The sequence below is a fragment of the Streptomyces sp. NPDC107522 genome (assembly GCF_055657525.1).
This window is the reverse complement of record NZ_JBVKAU010000012.1, coordinates 177,052-196,158: the sequence shown is the minus strand read 5'-3', so window position 1 is coordinate 196,158 and position 19,107 is coordinate 177,052. Positions and strand designations below refer to the sequence as shown.

Genomic DNA, 19,107 nt, shown 5'->3' with positions numbered 1-19,107 from the left:
CCCTGACCGCCACCCGGTGCGTAACCCGTTCGCGTGGGCGGTGAACGTCCATCGGCAGACCCGCGGGACGACCGTCCTGCTGCCGTACGCGGGCGCGGGACACAGCGTCTACGGACGCAATGACTGCACGCGAGACGCCGTGGACGACTACCTCACGGAGCTGAGAGTCCCGAGCGCCGGGAGCAGGTGCGCCCCCGCCGGGACGAACCGACCGCGCTCAGGCGTCGAGGCCCGGGACCGGGGCGCCGGCGGGGACGCCGGCGGCCACATAGCCGTCGTAGAGCTCCTTCCAGGGCGCTCCGGCCCCGGCGTGCGGCCCCTCGAAACGCTCCCCGCGCGCGTGCGCGTCGAGGGCGGCCAGGCAGACCTCCCAGCCGGCGCTGTTGCGGGCGGCGGTGTTCTCGGCGACGAGGACGTTGGTGAGCGTGAAGCGGGTGTGCCCCTCGTCCAAGGCCTCCAGGTCGAAGTGCAGCTCGTCGCCGCCCCACTCGAACGACAGGTGGCGCGGCTCGTCGACAGCGATCACCCGACCCGTGGAGTCCTCCATGTTCGGGTCGCCGCCGAACTTGATCGTGCCGCCGGGGCGCAGCTCGATCTCGGCGCGGGAGGGGAACCAGTGGGCCAGTTCGTCGGGGTCGGTCACGAACCGCCAGACGCGCTCGACGGGATGGGCGTAGGTGCGGCTGAAGCGGACGGCCGGGCGGCCGTCGTCGAGGGTCAGGTAGGTGCCGGTGAGGTCGGCGGTCATGGGGATCAGTCCTTAGCGGTGGGTTCCTCAGCGGTGGATTCCTCGGGACGGTCCGACGCCTCGTCGAGCCGGCGGCCCAGTTTGTCCAGACTGGCGTTCCACAGCCTGCGGTACGGGGCCAGCCAGGCGTCGAGTTCGGCGATGGGTGCGGGGTCGAGGGCGTAGACGCGGCGCTGCGCGTCCTGCCTGACCCTCACCAGGCCGGCCTCCCTCAGCACTTTCAGATGCTTGGAGGTGCTCGGCTGGCTCAGCCCGCAGGCCTCCACGATCTCCCCGACGGGGCGGGGTCGCTCCAGGAGCAGCGCGACGATAGCCCGTCGGTGCGGATCGGCGAGGGCGGTCCAGAGCGAGGCGTCGGCCATACAGCTAATATGCCTCGACAGTTATATGCTGGTCAAGGAATGTACAGCCTCCACCCCATCGAAACGTTGCCGTTTCGCTCGCCAGGGTCTAGCCTCTTCTAAGTGAACGAAACAGTTTCGTTTACTTCCACATTACCTTCGGCCGGCTTTCCCTGGAGTTGAATCCCGATGCCCGAGAAGACCCTGACCGGCAGCGCCCGCGTGGGCGCGGTCGAGGCCCCGGCGGCGGCCTCGTCGAAGCGATGGTGGATCCTCGCGATCATCGCCGTCGCCCAGCTCATGGTGGTGCTCGACGCCACCATCGTGAACATCGCCCTGCCCTCGGCCCAGGCGGACCTCGGCTTCTCCGACGGCAACCGGCAGTGGATCGTCACCGCCTACGCGCTGGCCTTCGCGTCCCTGCTGCTGCTCGGCGGCCGCATAGCCGACCTGTTCGGCCGCAAGCCCGCCTTCCTCATCGGCGTCGCCGGCTTCGCGGGCGCGTCCGTGCTGGGCGGTGCCGCGACGGGCTTCGAGATGCTGGTCGTCGCGCGCGCCCTGCAGGGTGCCTTCGGCGCGCTGCTCGCGCCTGCCGCGCTCTCGCTGCTCAACACCACGTTCACCGACGCCCGTGAGCGGGCCAGGGCGTTCAGTGTGTACGGCGCCATCGCCGGCGCCGGTGGCGCGGTGGGTCTGCTGCTCGGCGGCATCCTGACCGACGCCCTCGACTGGCGCTGGACGCTGTTCGTCAACGTGCCGATCGCCGCGCTCGCCCTGGTCGGCGGCTGGATGCTGCTGAGCAACCACCGCGACGCCGCGAACTCCAAGCTGGACGTGCCGGGCACGCTCCTGGTCGCCGGCGGTCTGTTCGGTCTGGTCTACGGCTTCTCCAACGCCGAGACGCACGACTGGGGTTCGCCGCAGACCTGGGGCTACCTGCTCGCGGGCGGCGTTCTGCTGGCGGCCTTCGCCTGGTGGCAGACCCGGGCCGCACACCCGCTGCTGCCGCTGCGGATCCTGCTCGACCGCAACAGGGGCGCCTCGTTCCTGGCCGTCCTGGTCTCCGGTGCGGGCATGTTCGGCGTGTTCCTCTTCCTCACCTACTACCTGCAGCTGAACCTGGGCTTCAGCCCGACGAAGACCGGTGTGGCATTCCTGCCGATGGTCGGCGCGCTGATGGTGGCGGCCCAGCTCGGCACCACGGCCCTGCTGCCGCGAATCGGCCCGAAGGCCCTGATCCCGCTGGGCTTCGGGATCGCGACGGCCGGCATGGCCTGGCTGACCGGGATCGGGGTCGGCTCGTCTTACACGAGCGCGGTGCTCCCGCAGCTGATCGTCATCGGCCTCGGCCTCGGCCTGGTGATGCCTACGACGATGCAGCTGGCCACCGGCGGAGTGGCCGCAGAGGACGCGGGCGTCGCCTCAGCGACCGTCAACGCCATGCAGCAGGTGGGTGGTTCGATCGGTACGGCACTGCTGAACACGCTCGCCGCGAGCGCCGCAACCGACTATCTCGCCGGCAAGGACGCCACCAGCAAACTGGTGCAGGCCCAGGCGACGATCGAGAGCTACACCACCGCCTTCTGGTGGTCGGCGGGTCTCTTCGCCGCGGGCGCGGTGATCGCCTTCCTGCTCTTCCGTCGCGGGGTCCCCGAAGAGGACACCTCCGCCGCACCGGTCATCCACATGTGACCGACCCGGTCCGCAGATGACCGATCCGGTCCGTCGAGGCCCGAGGGGCCGCCGTCCGCAGGGAGACGGCGACCCCTCTGCGCTGCCATGGGGACCGTATGCGCCGTACGAGCCCCATCGGCGTGCGGTGCCGGGCCGGTTGCCTCGGCACGCACCAGAGCGCGGCGCGTGATCCTGTTGGCCGGGTCCGAAAACGGGTACTCACGGGCCCATGCGAATCAGCGTGGTGGATGTGGGGTCGAACACGGTCCGACTGGTGGTGGCCGATGCGGAGGACGGTGCACCGCTACCGGTCCACACCGCGAAATGGCGGCTGAGGCTGTCGGAGCAGGTGAAGCCGGGGGGCAGAATCCCGGAGGAGGCCGTCGAGCGGCTCGTCGGCGCGGTCGCCGAGGCCAGCCGCACCGCCGCCCGATGGGGAGCAGCCGAACCGATGGCGTTCGCGACGGCCGTGGTGCGAGCCGCCCCGAACCGTACGGAGGTGCTGCGCGCCGTCCGGGACCGGACGGGGGTGGAGCTGTGCACCATGCCGGGTGAACTCGAGGCCGAGCTGACGTTTCTGGGGGCGCGGCAGTGGATGGGATGGAGGTCGGGACCGCTCGCGCTCCTGGACATCGGAGGCGGCTCACTCGAAGTGGCCTTCGGGCGCGGCCGGTTGCCGGGCTTCGTGGCCTCGCTGCCGCTCGGCGCGGGACGGCTCACCCATGAGTTCTTCGACGGGGAGGACCCGCCACCGCCTGAGCGGGTACGGGCGCTGCGCCGCAAGGTCCGCCATCAACTGCGGGACGTGGCGGCCCGGATCCGCTGGGAGGGGCCTCGCACCGCGGTGGCCACCTCGCGTACGTTCCAGCAGCTGGGCCGGCTGTGCGGGGCGCCGCCCGGGCGCCACGGTCCGTTCGTGGAACGGCGGTTGGCCCGCTCGGACCTGCGCGAGGCGGTGACCCGGCTGGCCGCGCTGTCCGCCGCCGAACGCTCCCGCCTCCCCGGCATCTCCGCACCACGGGCCGCGCAGAGCCTGGCCGGCGCGGTCGTCGGGCACACGGCGATGAAGCTGACCGGTCTGCGGACGGTCACCATCTGCCCCTGGGCGATCCGCGAGGGAGTCCTGCTGCGGCAGATACAGGACGGCCCCTCCTGGTGGGCGGAACTGACCCGGCCGGCCGAGGAGCCCGCTCCCCCTGAGCCGGTGCCGCTGCGCATCGCGGCGGCGGCCGGCGCGACCGAGGCGGCGACGAGCCGGCGGAGGGCGGGCGATCGCGACCGTGCCCGCTGAACGACGGAAGGAGACAGCCATGACCGACCACGAGAAGCGTCACCGGCAAGAGCCCGAGACCGCCGTCGAAGAAGTCCTGCGCGAGTTCACCGACGCCGAGCACCGCATCCGGGACTCCGCCGAGCAGCGCGAGCGCAGGGGCGAGGCCGGCGAGGCCATCACCCCCAACACGCGTGCCCAGGAGGAGTCCGAGGGCGAGTGACCGGGCGGGCGCTCCGGCCGAGCGTGCCAGGTGAACCGCCCTGACCGGGCGGCGCCGCCACAGGCCGCTCGGCCAGAGCGCGGGATGCGCCCGCGCGGGCTTGGGGAGGCGCGTGCCCGCTACGGGCCCCGGAGCCTGTACGGCGGGCGGGGCTGTCCACTGCGGGGCGCCGCTCTCCTTGGACGTGCGTCGCCCCCATGGCACGCCTGCCCGCAGCTACGTCCGCACCGGCGGGTTGCCTGCCATGGCTCGGTCAGCCCGGTGCGACCGACCGATCCCGGCCGCGCTCGTCGTCGAGGCAGTCGGGCGGTCGGGGTAGCCGGGCGGTCGGACAGTCGGCCGGTCAGGACGGTCGGGGCCGGCAGTGCTCGAGGTACCGGCAGGAGGTCCACGCCCCGGCCGGAAGCTGCGCCCGAGGCCGGCCGGCGCTCCCGAGGTCCCGCTGATCACCTGCTGCGCGCCGCCCTCGTTGCCGGTGACGGCCCCGGCGGCGGGGCGTCACCCCCGCTCACGGGTTCGCTGACCACGCCGGGATCGACGGTCCGCCCTCCCGACCGAGTCCGCACGGGCGGGTGGCCAAGGACACCACGGGTACTCGGCCGCCATGACACACGACGTCCGCATCGCACGCAGCGGCGAAGGACCCCGGCTGCCGTCCGCCCGGGGCCGCCTCTCCGCCGCCGTCGAGGAGTATCTGCGGGGTACGGGCCCGCCGCTCAGGCACGAGGACGTCGCCGGTGCTCCCGTCTATGGCGACGACCTCCAGCTGGCGCTCTACCTCTGCTACGAACTGCACTACCGCGGTTTCGCCGGGGTCTCCGAGGCCCTCGAATGGGACCCGGACCTGCTGCGCGGCCGCGCGGCGCTGGAGCACCGTTTCCTGACCGCCCTGCGCGCGGACGCCCCCGTCCACGACAGCGTCGACGATGCGCTGGCCGGCCTCCTGGTCGAACCCGTCGACGGCACCGGCGTCAGCCACTACCTGTCCGCCGAGGGCGAGTTGTGGCAGCTGCGCGAGTACGCGGCCCAGCGCTCCCTGTACCACCTCAAGGAAGCGGACCCGCACGCCTGGGTGCTGCCGCGACTGTGGGGCCGGGCCAAGTCCGGCATGGCGGCGGTGGAGTTCGACGAGTTCGGCGGCGGCCGCCCCGACCGCGTCCACGCGCGCCTCTTCGCCGACCTGATGACGGACCTCGGACTGGACACGGCATACGGGCACTATCTCGACGAGGCGACCGCGGAGGCCCTCGCCACGGTCAACCTGATGTCCCTGCTCGGCCTGCACCGGGAGCTGCGCGGCGCGCTCGTCGGCCATTTCGCGGCGGTCGAGATCACCTCGTCACCGGCCTCCCGGCGGCTGGCGGAGGCGATGCGCCGCACGGGCGCCGGGCCCGCCGCCGAGCACTTCTACGACGAGCATGTCGAGGCGGACGCGGTGCACGAACAGGTAGTGCGCCATGACGTCATCGGCGGTCTCCTCGCAGAGGAGCCGCATCTCGCCTCCGACGTCGCGTTCGGCATCGACGTCACCGGGTATCTGGAGGGCCGCTTCGCCGACCGGCTGCTCGGCGCCTGGCGCGCGGGACGGTCGTCGCTGCGCACCCCCCTCAGGCCCGGAATCTCCGTTAATTCCTGAATGCCGGGGTACCCGAGCGCTGTGAAACCACTGGTGCCACCGGGTGTCTACAGTCCTCAGGAGGACACCGAGCTGCTGGTCGGTGCCCTGCTCGACGAGCCGCTGCCGGACGGCGCGCGCGTCCTCGACGTGGGGACCGGCTCCGGCGCACTGGCGCTCGAGGCCGCGCGGCGCGGCACGCATGTGACCGCGGTGGACGTGTCCTGGCGGGCGGTGTGCACGGCACGGCTGAACGCCTGGCTGGCCCGGCTGCCCGTCCGCATTCGGCACGGCAACCTCTTCGCCCCGGTGCGGGGGCAGTCGTTCGATCTCATCCTCGTCAATCCGCCGTATGTGCCCGCGCCCGACACCGGCCGCGCGCCGCACGGCGCCGCCCGGTCCTGGGACGCGGGCGGGGACGGACGGCTCGTCCTCGACCGGATCTGCCGGGAGGCTCCCGCCCTGCTGCGCCCCGGCGGTGTTCTGCTGGTCGTGCACTCGGGGCTCAGCCGGCCCGGCCGGACACTGGCGCACCTGCGCGACGCAGGGCTGAAGGCATCCGTGACCCGGCGTCGTGTGATCGCGTTCGGCCCCGTGCTGCGCTCGCGCGAGGCCTGGCTGCGGGAGCGCGGGCTGCTGTCCGCTTCGGATCAGTCGGTTCAGAGGGAAGAGCTGGTGGTCGTCCGTGCCGAACTCCCCGTCTGACGAGCCGCGCCGCGTCAAGGTCCAGCGCCAGGGCCCCCTACTGGTCGAGGGGCCGGTCGAGGTGGAACTGGAGGACGGCACGCTCGTCTCCTCCGACCGCTTCCGCGTCGCCCTGTGCACCTGCCGCCGCAGCCGCCGCTACCCGTGGTGCGACACCAGCCATCGCGAGCGCGCGAAGGATCGGTGAGACGGTCGGTCGACCGCGACATGACGGCCGGACGGCAGCGCGGCAGGACGGTAGCCCGGGCCGGACGGCACAGCGGGGCGTCAATCCCTCGCGGGTGAAATTCATCAGGTCGAGTGAACCAGATCTTGTGCGCGGCGTGGCAGGGATGCTCACGCCCGCCCCCGGGTAACTACCCGGATCAAATGCGCCCTTGCCGAGGTGGAGCGGACATGACGCCGGACGCCGACGACCGCGCCCCCCATCCGACCGAGGACCTGGCCGCGAGCACCTCCCGGTCCGCGCCACCCCCGGCGAACGCCCATGCCCGCACCCGCAGATGCGGCCCGTTCACCGTGGTCGAGGTCATGGGGGAGATCGATCTGGCCACGGAGGCGCTGCTCGCCGAGCATCTGAACGCGGCGACCGCGAGGGCGGAGGCGGATGTGCTGGTCGATCTGCGGCGGGCCGACTTCTTCGACTGCTCGGGACTGCGTGTCCTGTGCCGGGCCGAGACCCGGGCCAGGGGCCACGGCGGCCGGCTGAGGATCGTGTCGGACGCTCCGCGGATCCGGCGACTGCTGCGCGGCGCCGGCCTGCTGGGGCGCTTTCCCCTCCTGCCCGGCATCCCCGGGGAGGGCACTTCATCCCTTGGCGGCGCGTGATCCCTTAGCACCGCGTGATCCCGTAGCAGTGCGAGGTGTCGGCCGGGCGGCCCCACTCCGCCCGGCCGACCCCCGGTGCGAGATCGCGGGGCCCCTCGGCAGGACACACACTCCCCAATCTGCGTGCCTCTGCCGAACTGCACGGGGCCGTACGATCCCGGTCCTTAGAACGCGAAGAGGCTCGACACGTAGGAGCTCTTCACGCACTCGTTGGAGAAGGCGCGCTCATAAGAGACGCGCTTGCCCTGCCAGACGCCGTCGACGGTGACCAGCACGGGGTCGTACTGCTTGGTGCACAGCATGCCGTCCGTCGCCTTCAGCTCCTCGAAGTTCCCGCTCACACCGCGCAGTTCGGCACAGGCCGAAGCGGCGTCCGGGTGCGTGCCGGAGGGCGTCGGGGCACAGCTCAGAGTGACCGCACGGACCGGGGTGGCCGTGGCGACGTCGTCGCCGTAGGCCACGGTGAGCACCAGGGCCGAGGGGGCGTAGAGCGAGGCGGGGGCGGCGTCCTGGGCGGCCAGGGCGGATCCGGTGAGGGGTCCGCAGACGGCGGTGGCCGTGAGGCCGAGGGTCGCTGCCCAGCGCGCGGTGTTCCGCATTGTGTGCATCCTTCCGCTCGAGTTGAGGGTGTGCCGGCTCCGGCGCGATCGGTGCCGGAGCGACGAGCGGGAGTCTGCCGAGTCCGCCGCCGAAACTCACATCGACACCACGGGTTTCAGTAACCTTGCGTGTTGAATCAGTGGCGTGAAGTAACGGACTTCGAACGTTCCAACGCCGGAACTTGGCGGCTCTTGATCGTTCCAAGTCGGCAAGTGGCCGGATTTCGCACACTGATTAATCGGCCTGAAACATTCCGGTTGGGCCCTCCGGTTGAGCTCTCAGCTGACTCGCTCCACGCCTCTTGCACCCTCAGTACAGCGGAGTAATGGTAATTACATGATTACCAACGAGCAACGAGAGAAGCTGCGCGGCTGGTTCGCCGGCCGCCTGCCCGACGACCTCTTCGAGGAACTGACCGAGGTGACGGTCGACCGCGAGGAGATCACCGTGATCGGCCGCATCCCCGCACCTCATCTGGCCGAGGACGTCTCGGCGGCCGAGCGCGAGGCGGCCGTGGAGGGCCGGATCCAGGAGTTCCGGGAGCGCACGCGGGAGACCCGGATCGGGGTGGCCCGCGAGGCGGAGCACCGGTTCCGCCGCAAGGTCTCCTGGGGCGTGGAGTGCGGTGGTGAGCGCGCCCTGTTCACGCACATCGCCGCCCCGGTGATGACCCGGCTGCGCCAGCCCGAGCGACAGGTCCTCGACACCCTGATCGCCGGCGGGGTCGCCCGCAGCCGCAGCGACGCCCTCGCCTGGTGCGTACGGCTGGTCCAGCGACACACGGACGACTGGCTCACCGAACTGCGCGAGTCCCTCGAGAACGTGCAGCGAGTGCGTGCACAGGGGCCCGACGCGGAGCCGCCGGAACCGGAAGACGCACCCACGGACAACGACTGATGGAGGTTTCGTCCACTCACGGCACCGAAGATGGATGAACCGTCCTCTGGTGCGGATCTTGCACGCCGCCGTACCGTCTGCAGATCCCCGAGAGGACGGCATCCGCGCTGCCCGCACACCCCAGCGGCAGGCCCCGGCCGTCACCGCCGCCGCGCCACAACGCGCTCCACCGCCCCGCCCACGCTGGAGCCCCCTTGTCCCCGCAGCCCGCGCAGCCTCCGCAGCCCTCCCAGTCCTCACCGCTTTCGCCGCCCTCGCAGCCCGAACTCCCCTCCCCCGCCCCCTCCTTGACCGAGGTCGAGACCCACGGCGTCGACCGCATCCCCGACGCCGAGCGCACGGCGACCCCGCTCGATCTGTTCCGCCTCGCCTTCGGCGGCGCCAACACCTTCTCCACCTGCGTCCTGGGCGCCTTCCCGATCCTGTTCGGTCTCTCCTTCTGGCAGGGCCTCGCCGCCACGCTGCTCGGGGTCGTCGCCGGCGCGCTGATCCTGTGCCCGATGGCGGTGTTCGGGCCGGTCAACGGCACCAACAACGCCGTCTCGTCCTCCGCGCACCTGGGCGTGCACGGCCGCGTGGTCGGCTCGTTCCTCTCCCTGCTGACGGCCGTCGCGTTCTTCTCGATCTCGGTGTGGAGCTCCGGCGATGCCCTGGTCGGCGGCGCACACCGGCTCTTCGGCCTGACGCGCGGCAATCTGTCGTACGTCGTCGCCTACGCCCTGTTCGCCGGACTGGTCCTCGCGGTGTGCGTGTACGGCTTCCGCTTCATGCTGTTCGTGAACAAGATCGCCGTACTGTCGGCGAGCGTGCTGTTCCTGCTCGGCGCGATCGCCTTCGCCGGCGACTTCGACCCGTCGTACGCGGGCGTGTTCACGGACTCCGCGGACGCGCCCACCCGCTCGCTGTTCTGGCCGTCGTTCATCGGCGCGGCCCTGATCGTGCTGTCCAACCCCGTCTCGTTCGGGGCGTTCCTCGGCGACTGGTCACGCTACATCCCGGCGAGCACCCCGCGCCGCAAGGTGATCGGCGCCGCGTTCCTGTCGCAGATCGCGACGCTGCTGCCGTTCGTCTTCGGCCTGGCGACCGCGAGCATCATCGCCACGAAGGTTCCCGAGTACGTCGACCCGGCGGCGCCCGACTTCGTGGGCGGGCTGCTGGCGGTCTCGCCGGGCTGGTACTTCCTGCCGGTGTGTCTGCTGGCGCTGATCGGCGGCATGGCGACGGGGACGACCGCGCTGTACGGGACCGGGCTGGACTTCTCCTCGGTGTTCCCGCGGCTCTCGCGCGTGCAGGCCACGCTGCTGGTCGGTGCCTTGTCGATCGCGTTCATCTTCGTCGGACGGTTCGGACTCGACCTGGTGCAGTCGATCTCGACCTTCGCGACCATGATCATCACCTGCACCACGCCGTGGATGGTCGTGATGATGCTGGGCTACTGGACCCGGCGCGGCTGGTACGACCCCGACGCCCTGCAGGTCTTCAACCGCCGTCAGCGCGGCGGCCGTTACTGGTTCGCGCACGGCTGGAACTGGCGGGGCATGACCGCGTGGTGGGTGGCGGCGCTGACCGGCGTGCTGTTCACCAACATCCCCGGGCAGTTCGTGGGACCGCTGGGCGATCTCGCGGGCGGCGTGGACATCAGCCTGCCGTTGTCGCTGGTCGTGGCGGCCGTCCTGTTCCTGGCGATGCTGTGGCTGTTTCCCGAGCCGCGGGCGGTGTACGGGCCGGAGGGGGCGCGGCTGGCACGGACCGTGGAGGTGCCGATGCCGCCGATCAGCGGGCCGGGGGCGCTGTCAGTGCCTTCGACTACCTTGCCCTCATGACCAATTACGTTCTGGTGGCGGGCGCGAAGCTGGGTGCGTGGGCGTGGGACGAGGTGGTGCCCGAGTTGCGAGCGGCCGGGCACGAGGCCCATGCGCTGACCCTGTCCGGGCTGGCCGAGAAGCGGGGAACACCGGCAGGGCAGCAGACCCATGTGCGGGACGTCGTCGAGGAGGTGGAGCGCCTCGACCTGCGGGACGTGGTGCTGGTCGGACACAGCTACTCGGGCGTACCGGTCGGGCAGGCCGCCGAGCGGATCGGGGACCGTTTGGCACGGGTGGTGTACGTCGACGCGAGCGTCCCGACCGACGGGAAGTCGTTCCTGTGGGGCTGGCCGAGCGACGGGGTGCGGGCGGCGATCGAGGCGAACGGCGGCTTCTGGGCACCCTTCTCGCCCGAGGATCTGGCGGACCAGGGCCTCACGGACGAGCAGATCGCCCGGATCGTGCGGGGCGCGACGCCCCACCCCGGCGCCACACTCACCGAACCGGCCGTCCTGACCGGCTCGCTCGCCGAGGTGCCGACGACCTACGTCAAGTGTCTGCTGGACTGGCCGGAGCCGAGCGACGACGTCGCCGAACTCCTCAAGAGCGACCGCTGGAACCTGGTGACCATGGACACCGGCCACTGGCCGATGTTCTCCCAGCCCCGCGAACTGGCCCGCATCCTGCACGAGTCGGTGACCGCCCCCTGACCCACTCCCCCGCCTACCGGTCGGTATGGTCGGCGTACAGCGCGTTCTCAGTGACGAGAGGCGGGGCGTACGCATGGGCAAGCACTGGGCGGACTTCCAGTACGAGATCTATCTGAACGGGATGACGGGAGCCGTACCCCGGCTCCCCACCGATCTGACCCGGCTGGAGGAGCTGATGGAGCAGCGCCTCGGTCCGGGTCCCGTCGGCTATGTGGCGGGCAGCGCGGGCGACGGCAGTACCGCCCGCGCCAACCGGGCGGCGCTGCGGCGGCACCGGATCGTGCCGCGCATGCTGCGGGACGTGCACGAACGGGATCTGTCCGTCGAGGTGTTGGGCCGCTCCCTGCCCTCTCCGCTGGCACTGGCCCCGGTCGGGGTGCTGTCGATCATGCACCCGGACGCCGAGTGCGCGGCCGCCCGGGCCGCGGCGGCACAGGGCGTGCCGTTCACCCTCTCCTCGGCGTCCAGCACCCCGATGGAGCAGGTCGCGGAGGCGATGGGGGACGCCGAGCGCTGGTTCCAGCTGTACTGGCCGAAGGACCTGGAGGTGGCCCGGAGCTTCCTGAACCGGGCGAAGGCTGCCGGGTTCACCGCGCTCGTCGTCACCCTGGACACGCCCATGCTGGCCTGGCGGCCCCGCGACCTCGACCAGGCCTACTTGCCGTTCCTGCACGGTGTGGGCACCGCCAACTACTTCTCCGACCCGGCCTTCCGGGCGGGCCTGGCCAAGCCGGTGCAGGAGGATCCGGACGCGGCCGTCATGCACTTCGTCGGCATGTTCGCGGACCCCGCCAAGACCTGGCCGGACCTTGCGTTCCTGCGGGAGAACTGGGACGGCCCGATCGTCCTGAAGGGCATCCTGCACCCGGACGACGCCCGTGCGGCCGCCGATGCCGGGATGGACGGGGTCGTCGTCTCCAATCACGGCGGCCGCCAGGTGGCCGGGTCCATCGGGGCGGCTGACGCCCTGCCCCGGGTCGTGGAGGCGGTCGGTGACCGGCTGACGGTGCTGTTCGACAGCGGCATCCGCACCGGCGACGACGTCTTCAAGGCACTCGCCCTCGGCGCGCAGGCGGTGCTCGTGGGTCGGCCGTACGTGTACGGGCTCGGCCTCGACGGACAGGCGGGCGTCGAGCACGTCATCCGCTGTCTGCTCGCCGAACTCGATCTCACCCTCGCCCTGTCCGGGCACGCCACCCCCGCCACGCTCGGACCCGCCGACCTCGTCGAGGAATCCGCATGACCGCCACCAAGAACGTCCTCGCCGTCCTCTCGCCGCACGTGGGCGGCCGTGACATCGGTGCCGGCCTCGCCACGCTCTTCCCCCGGGGCACGAAGGTCACCGTCGTCGAGGCGGCCGACGAGGACCCGGCCGCCCTGCGCTCCGCGCACGTCGTCGTCACCGCGCTCGCCCCGGTGACCGCAGAACACCTCGCCGCCGCACCGGAGTTGGAGCTGGTGCAGTGCGCCAGCCACGGCTTCGACTACGTCGACGTGGACGCGGCACGCGAGCGCGGAGTGCGTGTGTGCAACATAGGCTCCAGCGGGGCCGAGGCGCAGAACGTGGCCGAGCAGACCTTCGCCCTCATGCTCGCCATGGCCAAGCAGCTGATCCCCGCCCACACCGCACTCGTCGAAGCCGACTGGGCACTCCCCCGCCTGCAGCACTCGCTGACCGAACTGTGCGGCAAGACGCTCGGCATAGTGGGCCTGGGGCAGATCGGGCGGCAAGTCGCCCGCCGCGCGGTCGCGTTCGACATGAACGTCGTCTACGCCGGGCGGCGCCGGCTGCCGCCGGAGACGGAGGCCGAGTTCGGTGGTGCCCGCCATCTCCCGCTGGACGAGCTGCTGCGCACCGCCGACTACGTCTCCCTGCACACTCCGCTGACCGGCGAGACCCGGCACCTGCTGAACGCCGAGCGGCTGGCTCTCCTCAAGCCCACGGCGTTCGTGGTCAACACGGCGCGGGGCGCCCTGATCGACCAGGACGCCCTCGCGGACGCGCTGGAGAAGGGCGCCCTGGCCGGGGCGGGCATCGACGTCTTCGACCCCGAACCGCCCACCCCGGCCCTGCGCCTGCTCCGCGCCCCGAACGTGGTGCTCTCACCCCACGTCGGCGGCGTCACCCGCGAAACCCTCGTCCGCATCGCCCTCGCCGCGGTCCAGAACGTGACCGCTTTCCTGTCCGGCGAGACGCCCCGGGACGTCGTGAATTAAGGCCGGCCCGGCGGAACGCGCGGACGTCACGAGGGGGGCGGCACGCCCACCGCGTCCGCGGCCCCGCCACACGACTACGCCCTCGCCTCCCCCCACCGCACCGCCCGGGCCCCCGGCGTCCCCGTCTCCCCGCTGGACAGTGACCCGGGGCTCGCCGAGGTCACCGGATCGGCGGGCCAGCGTTGTGCGTCGGAGCCGTCGCGGACCTTGACGACGATGTCGGCCCCTGCGTCGGAGGTGGTGGCGGCCAGGGCGAGTCGCTCGTCCCAGCGGGGCAGCAACTCGCCCTGCACGGTGAGGTCGTAGCGCACGTCGTCGGCCCGCTTCGAGTCGTCGGCGGCGCACTTGCCGAGGATCACCACACCGGCGTCGACGTGCGAGTCCAGGCACAGGTCGGGGTCCGCCACGCTGCGCAGCAGGCCGTCCTTCTCGTACGACCACAGCTGCGTTTCGTCGGCAGAGCACTCGGCCAGCTCGGTAGCTGCGCCGGCCCTCGGCTCGCCCCGGATGTCGAGGCACAGGTCGGCGGCGGCGTTGCGCAGCCTGGACCGCAGTGGTGCGGTGGGGAGCTGGGCCGTGCCGGGCGGTGAGGAGGACACGGCGGGAGGCACCTGTGGCCCGGTGCCGCCGCCGGTGGCGGAGGCGGCCGGGTCGACCCCGTCGTCGTCCGACAGCAGGCCGGCGGCGAGCATGGCCGCGATCAGCCCGGCGGAGACCAGGCCCACTCCCGTGAGCAGGGTCCGGGGGGACCGGGGTCCGCCGGGCATCCGTCTGCCCTGCGCGGGAATGCGCGGCAGGAGACGGCGACGTCCTCGGCCGTGTCTGGCCGGGCCGCGCGTGCCCGGCCCACCGCTGCGGGTACGGCCCGGACGGGTCTCCAGGTAGCGGCGCGCGCCCCAGCCGAGTACCGCTTCGGCGATGAGGACTCCCAACCCGCCCTCGAAATGACTCAGTTGTTCGGCGGCGTTACGGCAGTAGCGGCACTCGGTCAGATGCTGCTGGACATCAGGCAGCAGCGCCCCTCCCCGGCGAATCGGGACGTCGAGGAGACGGTTGTAGAACCGGCAATCCTTCGTCGGCGCGAGTTCCCGATGGGCATGTACACAACCTTCGCGGAATTTATCACGCGCCTGTTCGAGAGCGGCCGATGCGGCAACGGCATCCATGCCCAACAGCCCGGCGGGGACGCTTACCGGCTCGGCCTCGACCTCGGTATGCCAGAGCAGGCATCGGGCAAGTCCCGGAAGCGCCTGGAATGACCGATCGGCGAGCTTTCGATTTTCGGGCGTCATCGACTTCGCCGTACGCATACCGCGACCACCGGCGGGTTTCGCCAGCTCCGGCAGAACGCCCGCTATTCGGTCCTCGGCCGACCACTGCCGGACCGTGTCCCGGACGGCGACGAGAAGCCGGGGCCGCAGCGCGGCAGCCGGTTCGCCCAGCGCCAGACGGTCGAGGACCTGATGGAAGGCGGCGGCGGTCACCATGTCGGCGACGCTCTCGGGGGAGGCGAGACAGATCACCGCGTATTCATGGACCGGTTGCCAGTGCCGCGCCATCAGCAGCGCGACGGACGGAGCGGCCTCGCCGTCCGGACGGCCCTGCAGCCGGGCGGCGAGGCCTTCGTCGGATTCCTCGGGGACCCCGCCGGGCGGCGGGTAGGGAGGGCGAGGGGGGTGGGGGGTGGGCACTGAACGGATTCCTTCCCACGCGCATGGCACAGAAGTTCTGATCGCCGAAAAGGACCGAGCGGCTTGGTGTGTACCTCTTCGACGCGAGCGCGGGGAGCACGAATTCACCAACGGCCATCCGCCCCGGTTCCCCACGGAACGAATGAACGCCGGCCTTTTCCGCCCCCCACGGGTGGTTCACCCTTGCACAGCGCGCTCATGACCAACAAGGCACTTGGGCAACATCCGCCCCTTTGAAAGAAAGTCAGATACGGCGGCAACTCGCCGCACCTGCGCGAGCTTTCGTCATTCCATGCGCCCCGTGTGAAACGCACGCACGCGCCGGAGCACCACGCACGCTCCCCGGCGTACGCTCCGGCGTAGTCCACTGGAACCGGCCCCTCGGGAGGCCCCGCGCAGGACGGCGGCTCTCCTGCGCGTCCGGCCGCCGACCCCGTTCCTCCCGCCCTCGGTCGGCGGCCCCGAGGGCCCGCGGAACGGGGTCCGCCTGTCCGGCGGGTGTCTGAGCCGGCCGGGGGCGTCAGATCTGCCAGGAGCGCAGCCGGTCGGCGGCGCCGTACACGTCGGTCTTGCCGGAGATCAGGTCACGGGCGAGGTCGACGAGGGCGCCGTAGGGCGGGTCGATGCCGACGCCGCTGACGAACATGTAGGCGACCGCGGAGGCGCAGGCGAAGCGGGCGTTGGCCGAGGGAAGCGGCTTGAGCAGGGCGAGGGTGTGCAGCAGCGCGGCGGCCCGCCAGGCCGGGTCGGAGTCGACGCCCAGGCGGGGCGGATCCACGCGATGGCGGGCGACGGCGGCGACCAACGCGGAGAAGTCGTTGATCGTGGGCTGGTCCGGCAGGACCTCTTCGTGACGCTGGAGCAGCCAGGGCACGTCGATATGGATGACGGGTGCCATGGGTCAGGCGGCCCGTCCCTCGCCCTTGGCGGGCGGTTCGTCGTCGGGGAAGGCGGCCGCGAACTCGTCCGCGTGTGTCGCGAAGAAACGGCGGAACGCCTCGGCGCCCTCCTGCAGCGCCCGGTGCCGAGCTATGTCGGCCGCGGCGGCCTCGCGCACGAGCGCCTTCATCGACGTACCGCGTTCCTTGGCGATCTGCCGCAGGTCCTCTAGCTCGCGGTCGCTGAACTCCACGTTGAGAGCTGGCATGCCCTCACGGTACCGCTCGGGTACTTACGCGTAAATACCTGCAGGTCAAGTGGGATGCACGACGGTACCGAGGGGTGCGGAACGCACCGCCGACGGAAGGCCGCTCGCCGGCTCCCCGAGACGTAGGTCACATTCGACCCCGGGATGTCACATTCCGGCCCCCTCCGGGCCTCGCAGTAGTGAGCGCGCACTGGGAGGCCCCCGTATGTCCGACATCCCCGTACCCGTCACCGACGACGCGACCTGCGTCTTCGTCGAGCACCGTGAGCTGATGTTCGGCGTCGTCTACAACATGCTCGGCAGCGTCGCCGACACGGAGGACGTCCTCCAGGAGACCTGGCTGTCGTGGACGGCGCGGGGCGGGGGCGCGCCGCTCGAGGGGATCGCGAACCCGCGGGCGTACCTCGTGCGGATCGCGGTGAACCACGCGCTGGCGCGCCGGGCCGCGATCAGCCGCCGGCAGGAGACGTACGTCGGCCCGTGGCTGCCCGAGCCGCTGGTCGCGGACGGCGAGGGGGCCGGCGCCGACGACCCGGCGCTGCGCACGGAGTCAGTGTCGCTGGCGATGCTGGTCGTCCTGGAGTCGCTGACGCCACTGGAACGCGCGGTGTTCGTACTGCACGAGGTGTTCGGGTATCCCCACAAGGAGATCGCGGAGATCATCGACCGCAGCCCGGCGGCCGTACGGCAGCTGGCGCATCGGGCCCGGGAGCATGTGCATGCGCGACGGCCGCTGTACGAGGCGCATCCGCGGGTGCGGCGGGAGGCCACGGAGCGGTTCGTGCGGGCCGCGCTGGGCGGGGACATCGCCGCGCTGCTGGAGATCCTCGCGCCGGACGTGACCGTGTGGACGGACGCCGGCGGCAAGCGGAAGCGGGCCGGGGGACTGCGTCCCGTGCACGGCCGGGACAAGGTGCTCCGGCTCCTCGGCTCGTACGCGAACCGGGGCCGTGGGGGCCACCTGGACCTGCGCTACCGGCGCGTCAACGGCGACGACGCGGCGGTGCTGTTCGAGGGCGACGAGCCGTACGCCGTCATGGTCCTGGACCTGACGCCGGACGGCGACCGGGTGTCCGGTGTCTACGTCGTGACCAACCCCGACAAGCTCACGCACGTGCACAGGGAGGAAGCATGAGCACCCGTGAACTGCCCGGCAGAGGCGAGCGGGTAGCGGACTGGTTCGACGGCCGGCTCGGCGTCCACTCCCTGGGCCGGAAGTACCTGCGCAAGGTCTTCCCGGACCACTGGTCCTTCCTGCTGGGCGAGATCTGCCTGTACAGCTTCGTCGTCCTGATCCTGACGGGTGTGTACCTGACCTTCTTCTTCCATCCCTCGATGAACGAGGTGACGTACCACGGCAGTTACCTCCCGCTCAACGGCGTGCGCATGTCCGAGGCGTACGCGTCCACGCTGGACATCAGCTTCGACGTGCGGGGCGGGCTGCTGATCCGGCAGCTGCACCACTGGGCGGCGCTCGTGTTCGTCGCCGGGATGCTCACGCACATGATGCGGCACTTCTTCACGGGGTCGTTCCGCAAGCCGCGCGAGATCAACTGGCTGTTCGGCTGGACGCTGCTGTTCCTCGGCCTGTTCGAGGGCTTGTTCGGCTACTCGCTGCCGGACGACCTGCTGTCGGGGACGGGCCTGAGGTTCGTGAACGGGGCACTGCTCTCCGTCCCGATCGTCGGGACGTATCTGTCGATGTTCCTGTTCGGCGGGGAGTTCCCGGGCCATGACATCGTGGCCCGCTTCTACTCCCTGCACATCCTGGTGATCCCGGGCATCATGGCGGCGCTGGTCGTCGCGCACGTCCTGCTGGTCGTGTACCACAAGCACACCCAGTTCGCGGGCCCCGGACGCACCGAACGCAATGTCGTCGGCGCCCCCTTCATGCCGGTGTACATGGCGAAGGCGGGCGGCTTCTTCTTCCTGGTCTTCGGAGCCCTGTCCCTCCTCGCGGCGGTGGCGTCGGTCAACCCGGTCTGGTCGTACGGCCCCTACCGCGCCGACCAGGTCTCCACCGGTGCCCAGCCCGACTGGTACCTGGGCTTCGCCGAGGGCCTGGTGCGCATCATGCCGGGCTGGGAGATCACTCTGTGGGGCCACACGCTCGTCCTCGGAGTGCTGATCCCGGTCGTGGTCTTCCCGCTCCTGCTGGTCTTCATCGGCGTGTACCCCTTCCTGGAGGCCTGGATCACCGGCGACAAGCGCGAACACCACCTCCTCGACCGCCCCCGCAACCGTCCGGTCCGCACGGGCATCGGCGCGGCCTGGATCAGCCTGTACCTGATCCTCCTGGCAGGCGGCGGCAACGACATCGTGGCGACACGGCTGCATCTGTCGATCAACACTGTGACGTGGGCGGTGCGTGTCGCGGCGCTGGTCGTCCCGGCGGCGGTGTTCGTCGTCACCCGCCGGATCTGCCTGGGACTCCAGCTCCGCGACCGTGAACTCGTGTTGCACGGCCGGGAGACCGGAGTCATCAAGCGGCTCCCACAGGGCGGGTACGTCGAGCTGCACCAACCGCTCGACCAGGCCCGGTTGCACACCCTCACCGCGCACGAGCGACCGGGGCCACCCGTGGAGCACGAGCGCCCGGCCGAACTCCTGGAGCGCGAGCGCTAGGCCTGGCGGCC

The 19,107-nt window shown here is 71.4% G+C and carries 20 protein-coding genes and 1 pseudogene; 15 read left to right on the top strand and 6 right to left on the bottom strand.

The window, feature by feature from the left end; genetic code table 11:
• Positions 1-16 precede the first annotated feature (16 nt).
• A pseudogene (locus tag ACZ7L6_RS31565) lies at positions 17-178 on the top strand (alpha/beta hydrolase); the annotation flags it as partial.
• Between the two features lie 39 nt (positions 179-217).
• Here the strand turns inward: ACZ7L6_RS31565 and ACZ7L6_RS31560 are convergent.
• Together ACZ7L6_RS31560 and ACZ7L6_RS31555 are read right to left on the bottom strand one after the other, a co-directional pair.
• Positions 218-748 carry an SRPBCC family protein gene (locus ACZ7L6_RS31560; RefSeq protein ID WP_471929779.1) on the bottom strand — a complete coding sequence of 177 codons (531 nt, stop codon included), beginning with the start codon at positions 746-748 and terminating at the stop codon, positions 218-220.
• Positions 749-753: 5 nt separating this feature from the next.
• Positions 754-1,110: an ArsR/SmtB family transcription factor gene (locus ACZ7L6_RS31555; RefSeq protein WP_471929777.1), complete on the bottom strand. Its 357-nt coding sequence runs from the start codon at positions 1,108-1,110 to the stop codon at positions 754-756.
• 168 nt (positions 1,111-1,278) lie between these two features.
• Here ACZ7L6_RS31555 and ACZ7L6_RS31550 point away from each other — a divergent pair, with 168 nt between their 5' ends.
• The 7 genes from ACZ7L6_RS31550 to ACZ7L6_RS31520 all read left to right on the top strand — a co-directional run bounded on the left by ACZ7L6_RS31550 (position 1,279) and on the right by ACZ7L6_RS31520 (position 7,404).
• Positions 1,279-2,781, top strand: a complete 1,503-nt coding sequence (locus tag ACZ7L6_RS31550) for an MFS transporter (RefSeq protein WP_471929775.1) — start codon at positions 1,279-1,281, stop codon at positions 2,779-2,781.
• 211 nt (positions 2,782-2,992) lie between these two features.
• A complete protein-coding gene (locus ACZ7L6_RS31545; protein WP_471929773.1) occupies positions 2,993-4,054 on the top strand; it encodes a Ppx/GppA family phosphatase in 1,062 nt (353 codons plus the stop codon).
• Positions 4,055-4,073: 19 nt separating this feature from the next.
• A complete protein-coding gene (locus ACZ7L6_RS31540; protein WP_471929771.1) occupies positions 4,074-4,256 on the top strand; it encodes a hypothetical protein in 183 nt (60 codons plus the stop codon).
• Between the two features lie 604 nt (positions 4,257-4,860).
• Positions 4,861-5,892 (top strand): iron-containing redox enzyme family protein, encoded by a 1,032-nt coding sequence (locus tag ACZ7L6_RS31535; RefSeq protein WP_471929769.1) that lies wholly within the window; start codon positions 4,861-4,863, stop codon positions 5,890-5,892.
• The gene (locus tag ACZ7L6_RS31530; protein ID WP_471929767.1) at positions 5,893-6,576 is read left to right on the top strand and encodes a HemK2/MTQ2 family protein methyltransferase; all 684 of its coding nucleotides are present in this window, start codon (positions 5,893-5,895) and stop codon (positions 6,574-6,576) included. It begins immediately after the preceding gene.
• Positions 6,557-6,763 carry a CDGSH iron-sulfur domain-containing protein gene (locus tag ACZ7L6_RS31525; protein WP_471929765.1) on the top strand — a complete coding sequence of 69 codons (207 nt, stop codon included), beginning with the start codon at positions 6,557-6,559 and terminating at the stop codon, positions 6,761-6,763. Before ACZ7L6_RS31530 ends, ACZ7L6_RS31525 begins: the two co-directional genes overlap by 20 nt.
• Positions 6,764-6,972: 209 nt before the next feature.
• Complete coding sequence (locus ACZ7L6_RS31520; RefSeq protein WP_471929763.1) at positions 6,973-7,404, top strand: STAS domain-containing protein; 432 nt, start codon at positions 6,973-6,975, stop codon at positions 7,402-7,404.
• A 164-nt stretch (positions 7,405-7,568) separates the two neighbouring features.
• Here the strand turns inward: ACZ7L6_RS31520 and ACZ7L6_RS31515 are convergent, their stop codons facing one another.
• A complete protein-coding gene (locus tag ACZ7L6_RS31515) occupies positions 7,569-8,003 on the bottom strand; it encodes a subtilase-type protease inhibitor (RefSeq protein ID WP_471929761.1) in 435 nt (144 codons plus the stop codon).
• Between the two features lie 337 nt (positions 8,004-8,340).
• Here ACZ7L6_RS31515 and ACZ7L6_RS31510 point away from each other — a divergent pair, with 337 nt between their 5' ends.
• The 5 genes from ACZ7L6_RS31510 to ACZ7L6_RS31490 all read left to right on the top strand — a co-directional run bounded on the left by ACZ7L6_RS31510 (position 8,341) and on the right by ACZ7L6_RS31490 (position 13,633).
• Entirely contained in the window at positions 8,341-8,901 is a 561-nt protein-coding gene (locus ACZ7L6_RS31510) for a hypothetical protein (RefSeq protein ID WP_471929759.1), read from the top strand.
• Positions 8,902-9,188: 287 nt separating this feature from the next.
• Positions 9,189-10,724 (top strand): purine-cytosine permease family protein, encoded by a 1,536-nt coding sequence (locus ACZ7L6_RS31505; protein ID WP_471929757.1) that lies wholly within the window; start codon positions 9,189-9,191, stop codon positions 10,722-10,724.
• A complete protein-coding gene (locus ACZ7L6_RS31500; RefSeq protein ID WP_471929755.1) occupies positions 10,721-11,416 on the top strand; it encodes an alpha/beta fold hydrolase in 696 nt (231 codons plus the stop codon). The genes ACZ7L6_RS31505 and ACZ7L6_RS31500 overlap by 4 nt, the downstream gene beginning before the upstream one ends.
• A gap of 73 nt (positions 11,417-11,489) precedes the next feature.
• Positions 11,490-12,659: a lactate 2-monooxygenase gene (locus tag ACZ7L6_RS31495; protein WP_471929753.1), complete on the top strand. Its 1,170-nt coding sequence runs from the start codon at positions 11,490-11,492 to the stop codon at positions 12,657-12,659.
• Positions 12,656-13,633, top strand: coding sequence for a 2-hydroxyacid dehydrogenase (locus tag ACZ7L6_RS31490; RefSeq protein WP_471929751.1), 978 nt, complete (start codon positions 12,656-12,658; stop codon positions 13,631-13,633). The genes ACZ7L6_RS31495 and ACZ7L6_RS31490 overlap by 4 nt, the downstream gene beginning before the upstream one ends.
• Positions 13,634-13,707: 74 nt before the next feature.
• On the opposite strand, the gene ACZ7L6_RS31485 is transcribed toward ACZ7L6_RS31490, so the two are convergent.
• From ACZ7L6_RS31485 to ACZ7L6_RS31475, 3 genes are all read right to left on the bottom strand, one after another.
• Entirely contained in the window at positions 13,708-15,324 is a 1,617-nt protein-coding gene (locus tag ACZ7L6_RS31485; protein ID WP_471929749.1) for an RICIN domain-containing protein, read from the bottom strand.
• 520 nt (positions 15,325-15,844) lie between these two features.
• Positions 15,845-16,222, bottom strand: coding sequence for a toxin Doc (locus ACZ7L6_RS31480; RefSeq protein ID WP_433053095.1), 378 nt, complete (start codon positions 16,220-16,222; stop codon positions 15,845-15,847).
• Positions 16,223-16,225: 3 nt separating this feature from the next.
• Positions 16,226-16,471: a hypothetical protein gene (locus ACZ7L6_RS31475; protein WP_030845137.1), complete on the bottom strand. Its 246-nt coding sequence runs from the start codon at positions 16,469-16,471 to the stop codon at positions 16,226-16,228.
• 205 nt (positions 16,472-16,676) lie between these two features.
• Between ACZ7L6_RS31475 and sigJ the strand changes: the two genes are divergently transcribed.
• Together sigJ and qcrB are read left to right on the top strand one after the other, a co-directional pair.
• Positions 16,677-17,606, top strand: coding sequence for an RNA polymerase sigma factor SigJ (gene sigJ / locus ACZ7L6_RS31470; RefSeq protein ID WP_471929746.1), 930 nt, complete (start codon positions 16,677-16,679; stop codon positions 17,604-17,606).
• Complete coding sequence (gene qcrB, locus ACZ7L6_RS31465; RefSeq protein WP_471929744.1) at positions 17,603-19,096, top strand: cytochrome bc1 complex cytochrome b subunit; 1,494 nt, start codon at positions 17,603-17,605, stop codon at positions 19,094-19,096. Before sigJ ends, qcrB begins: the two co-directional genes overlap by 4 nt.
• Positions 19,097-19,107 lie beyond the last annotated feature (11 nt).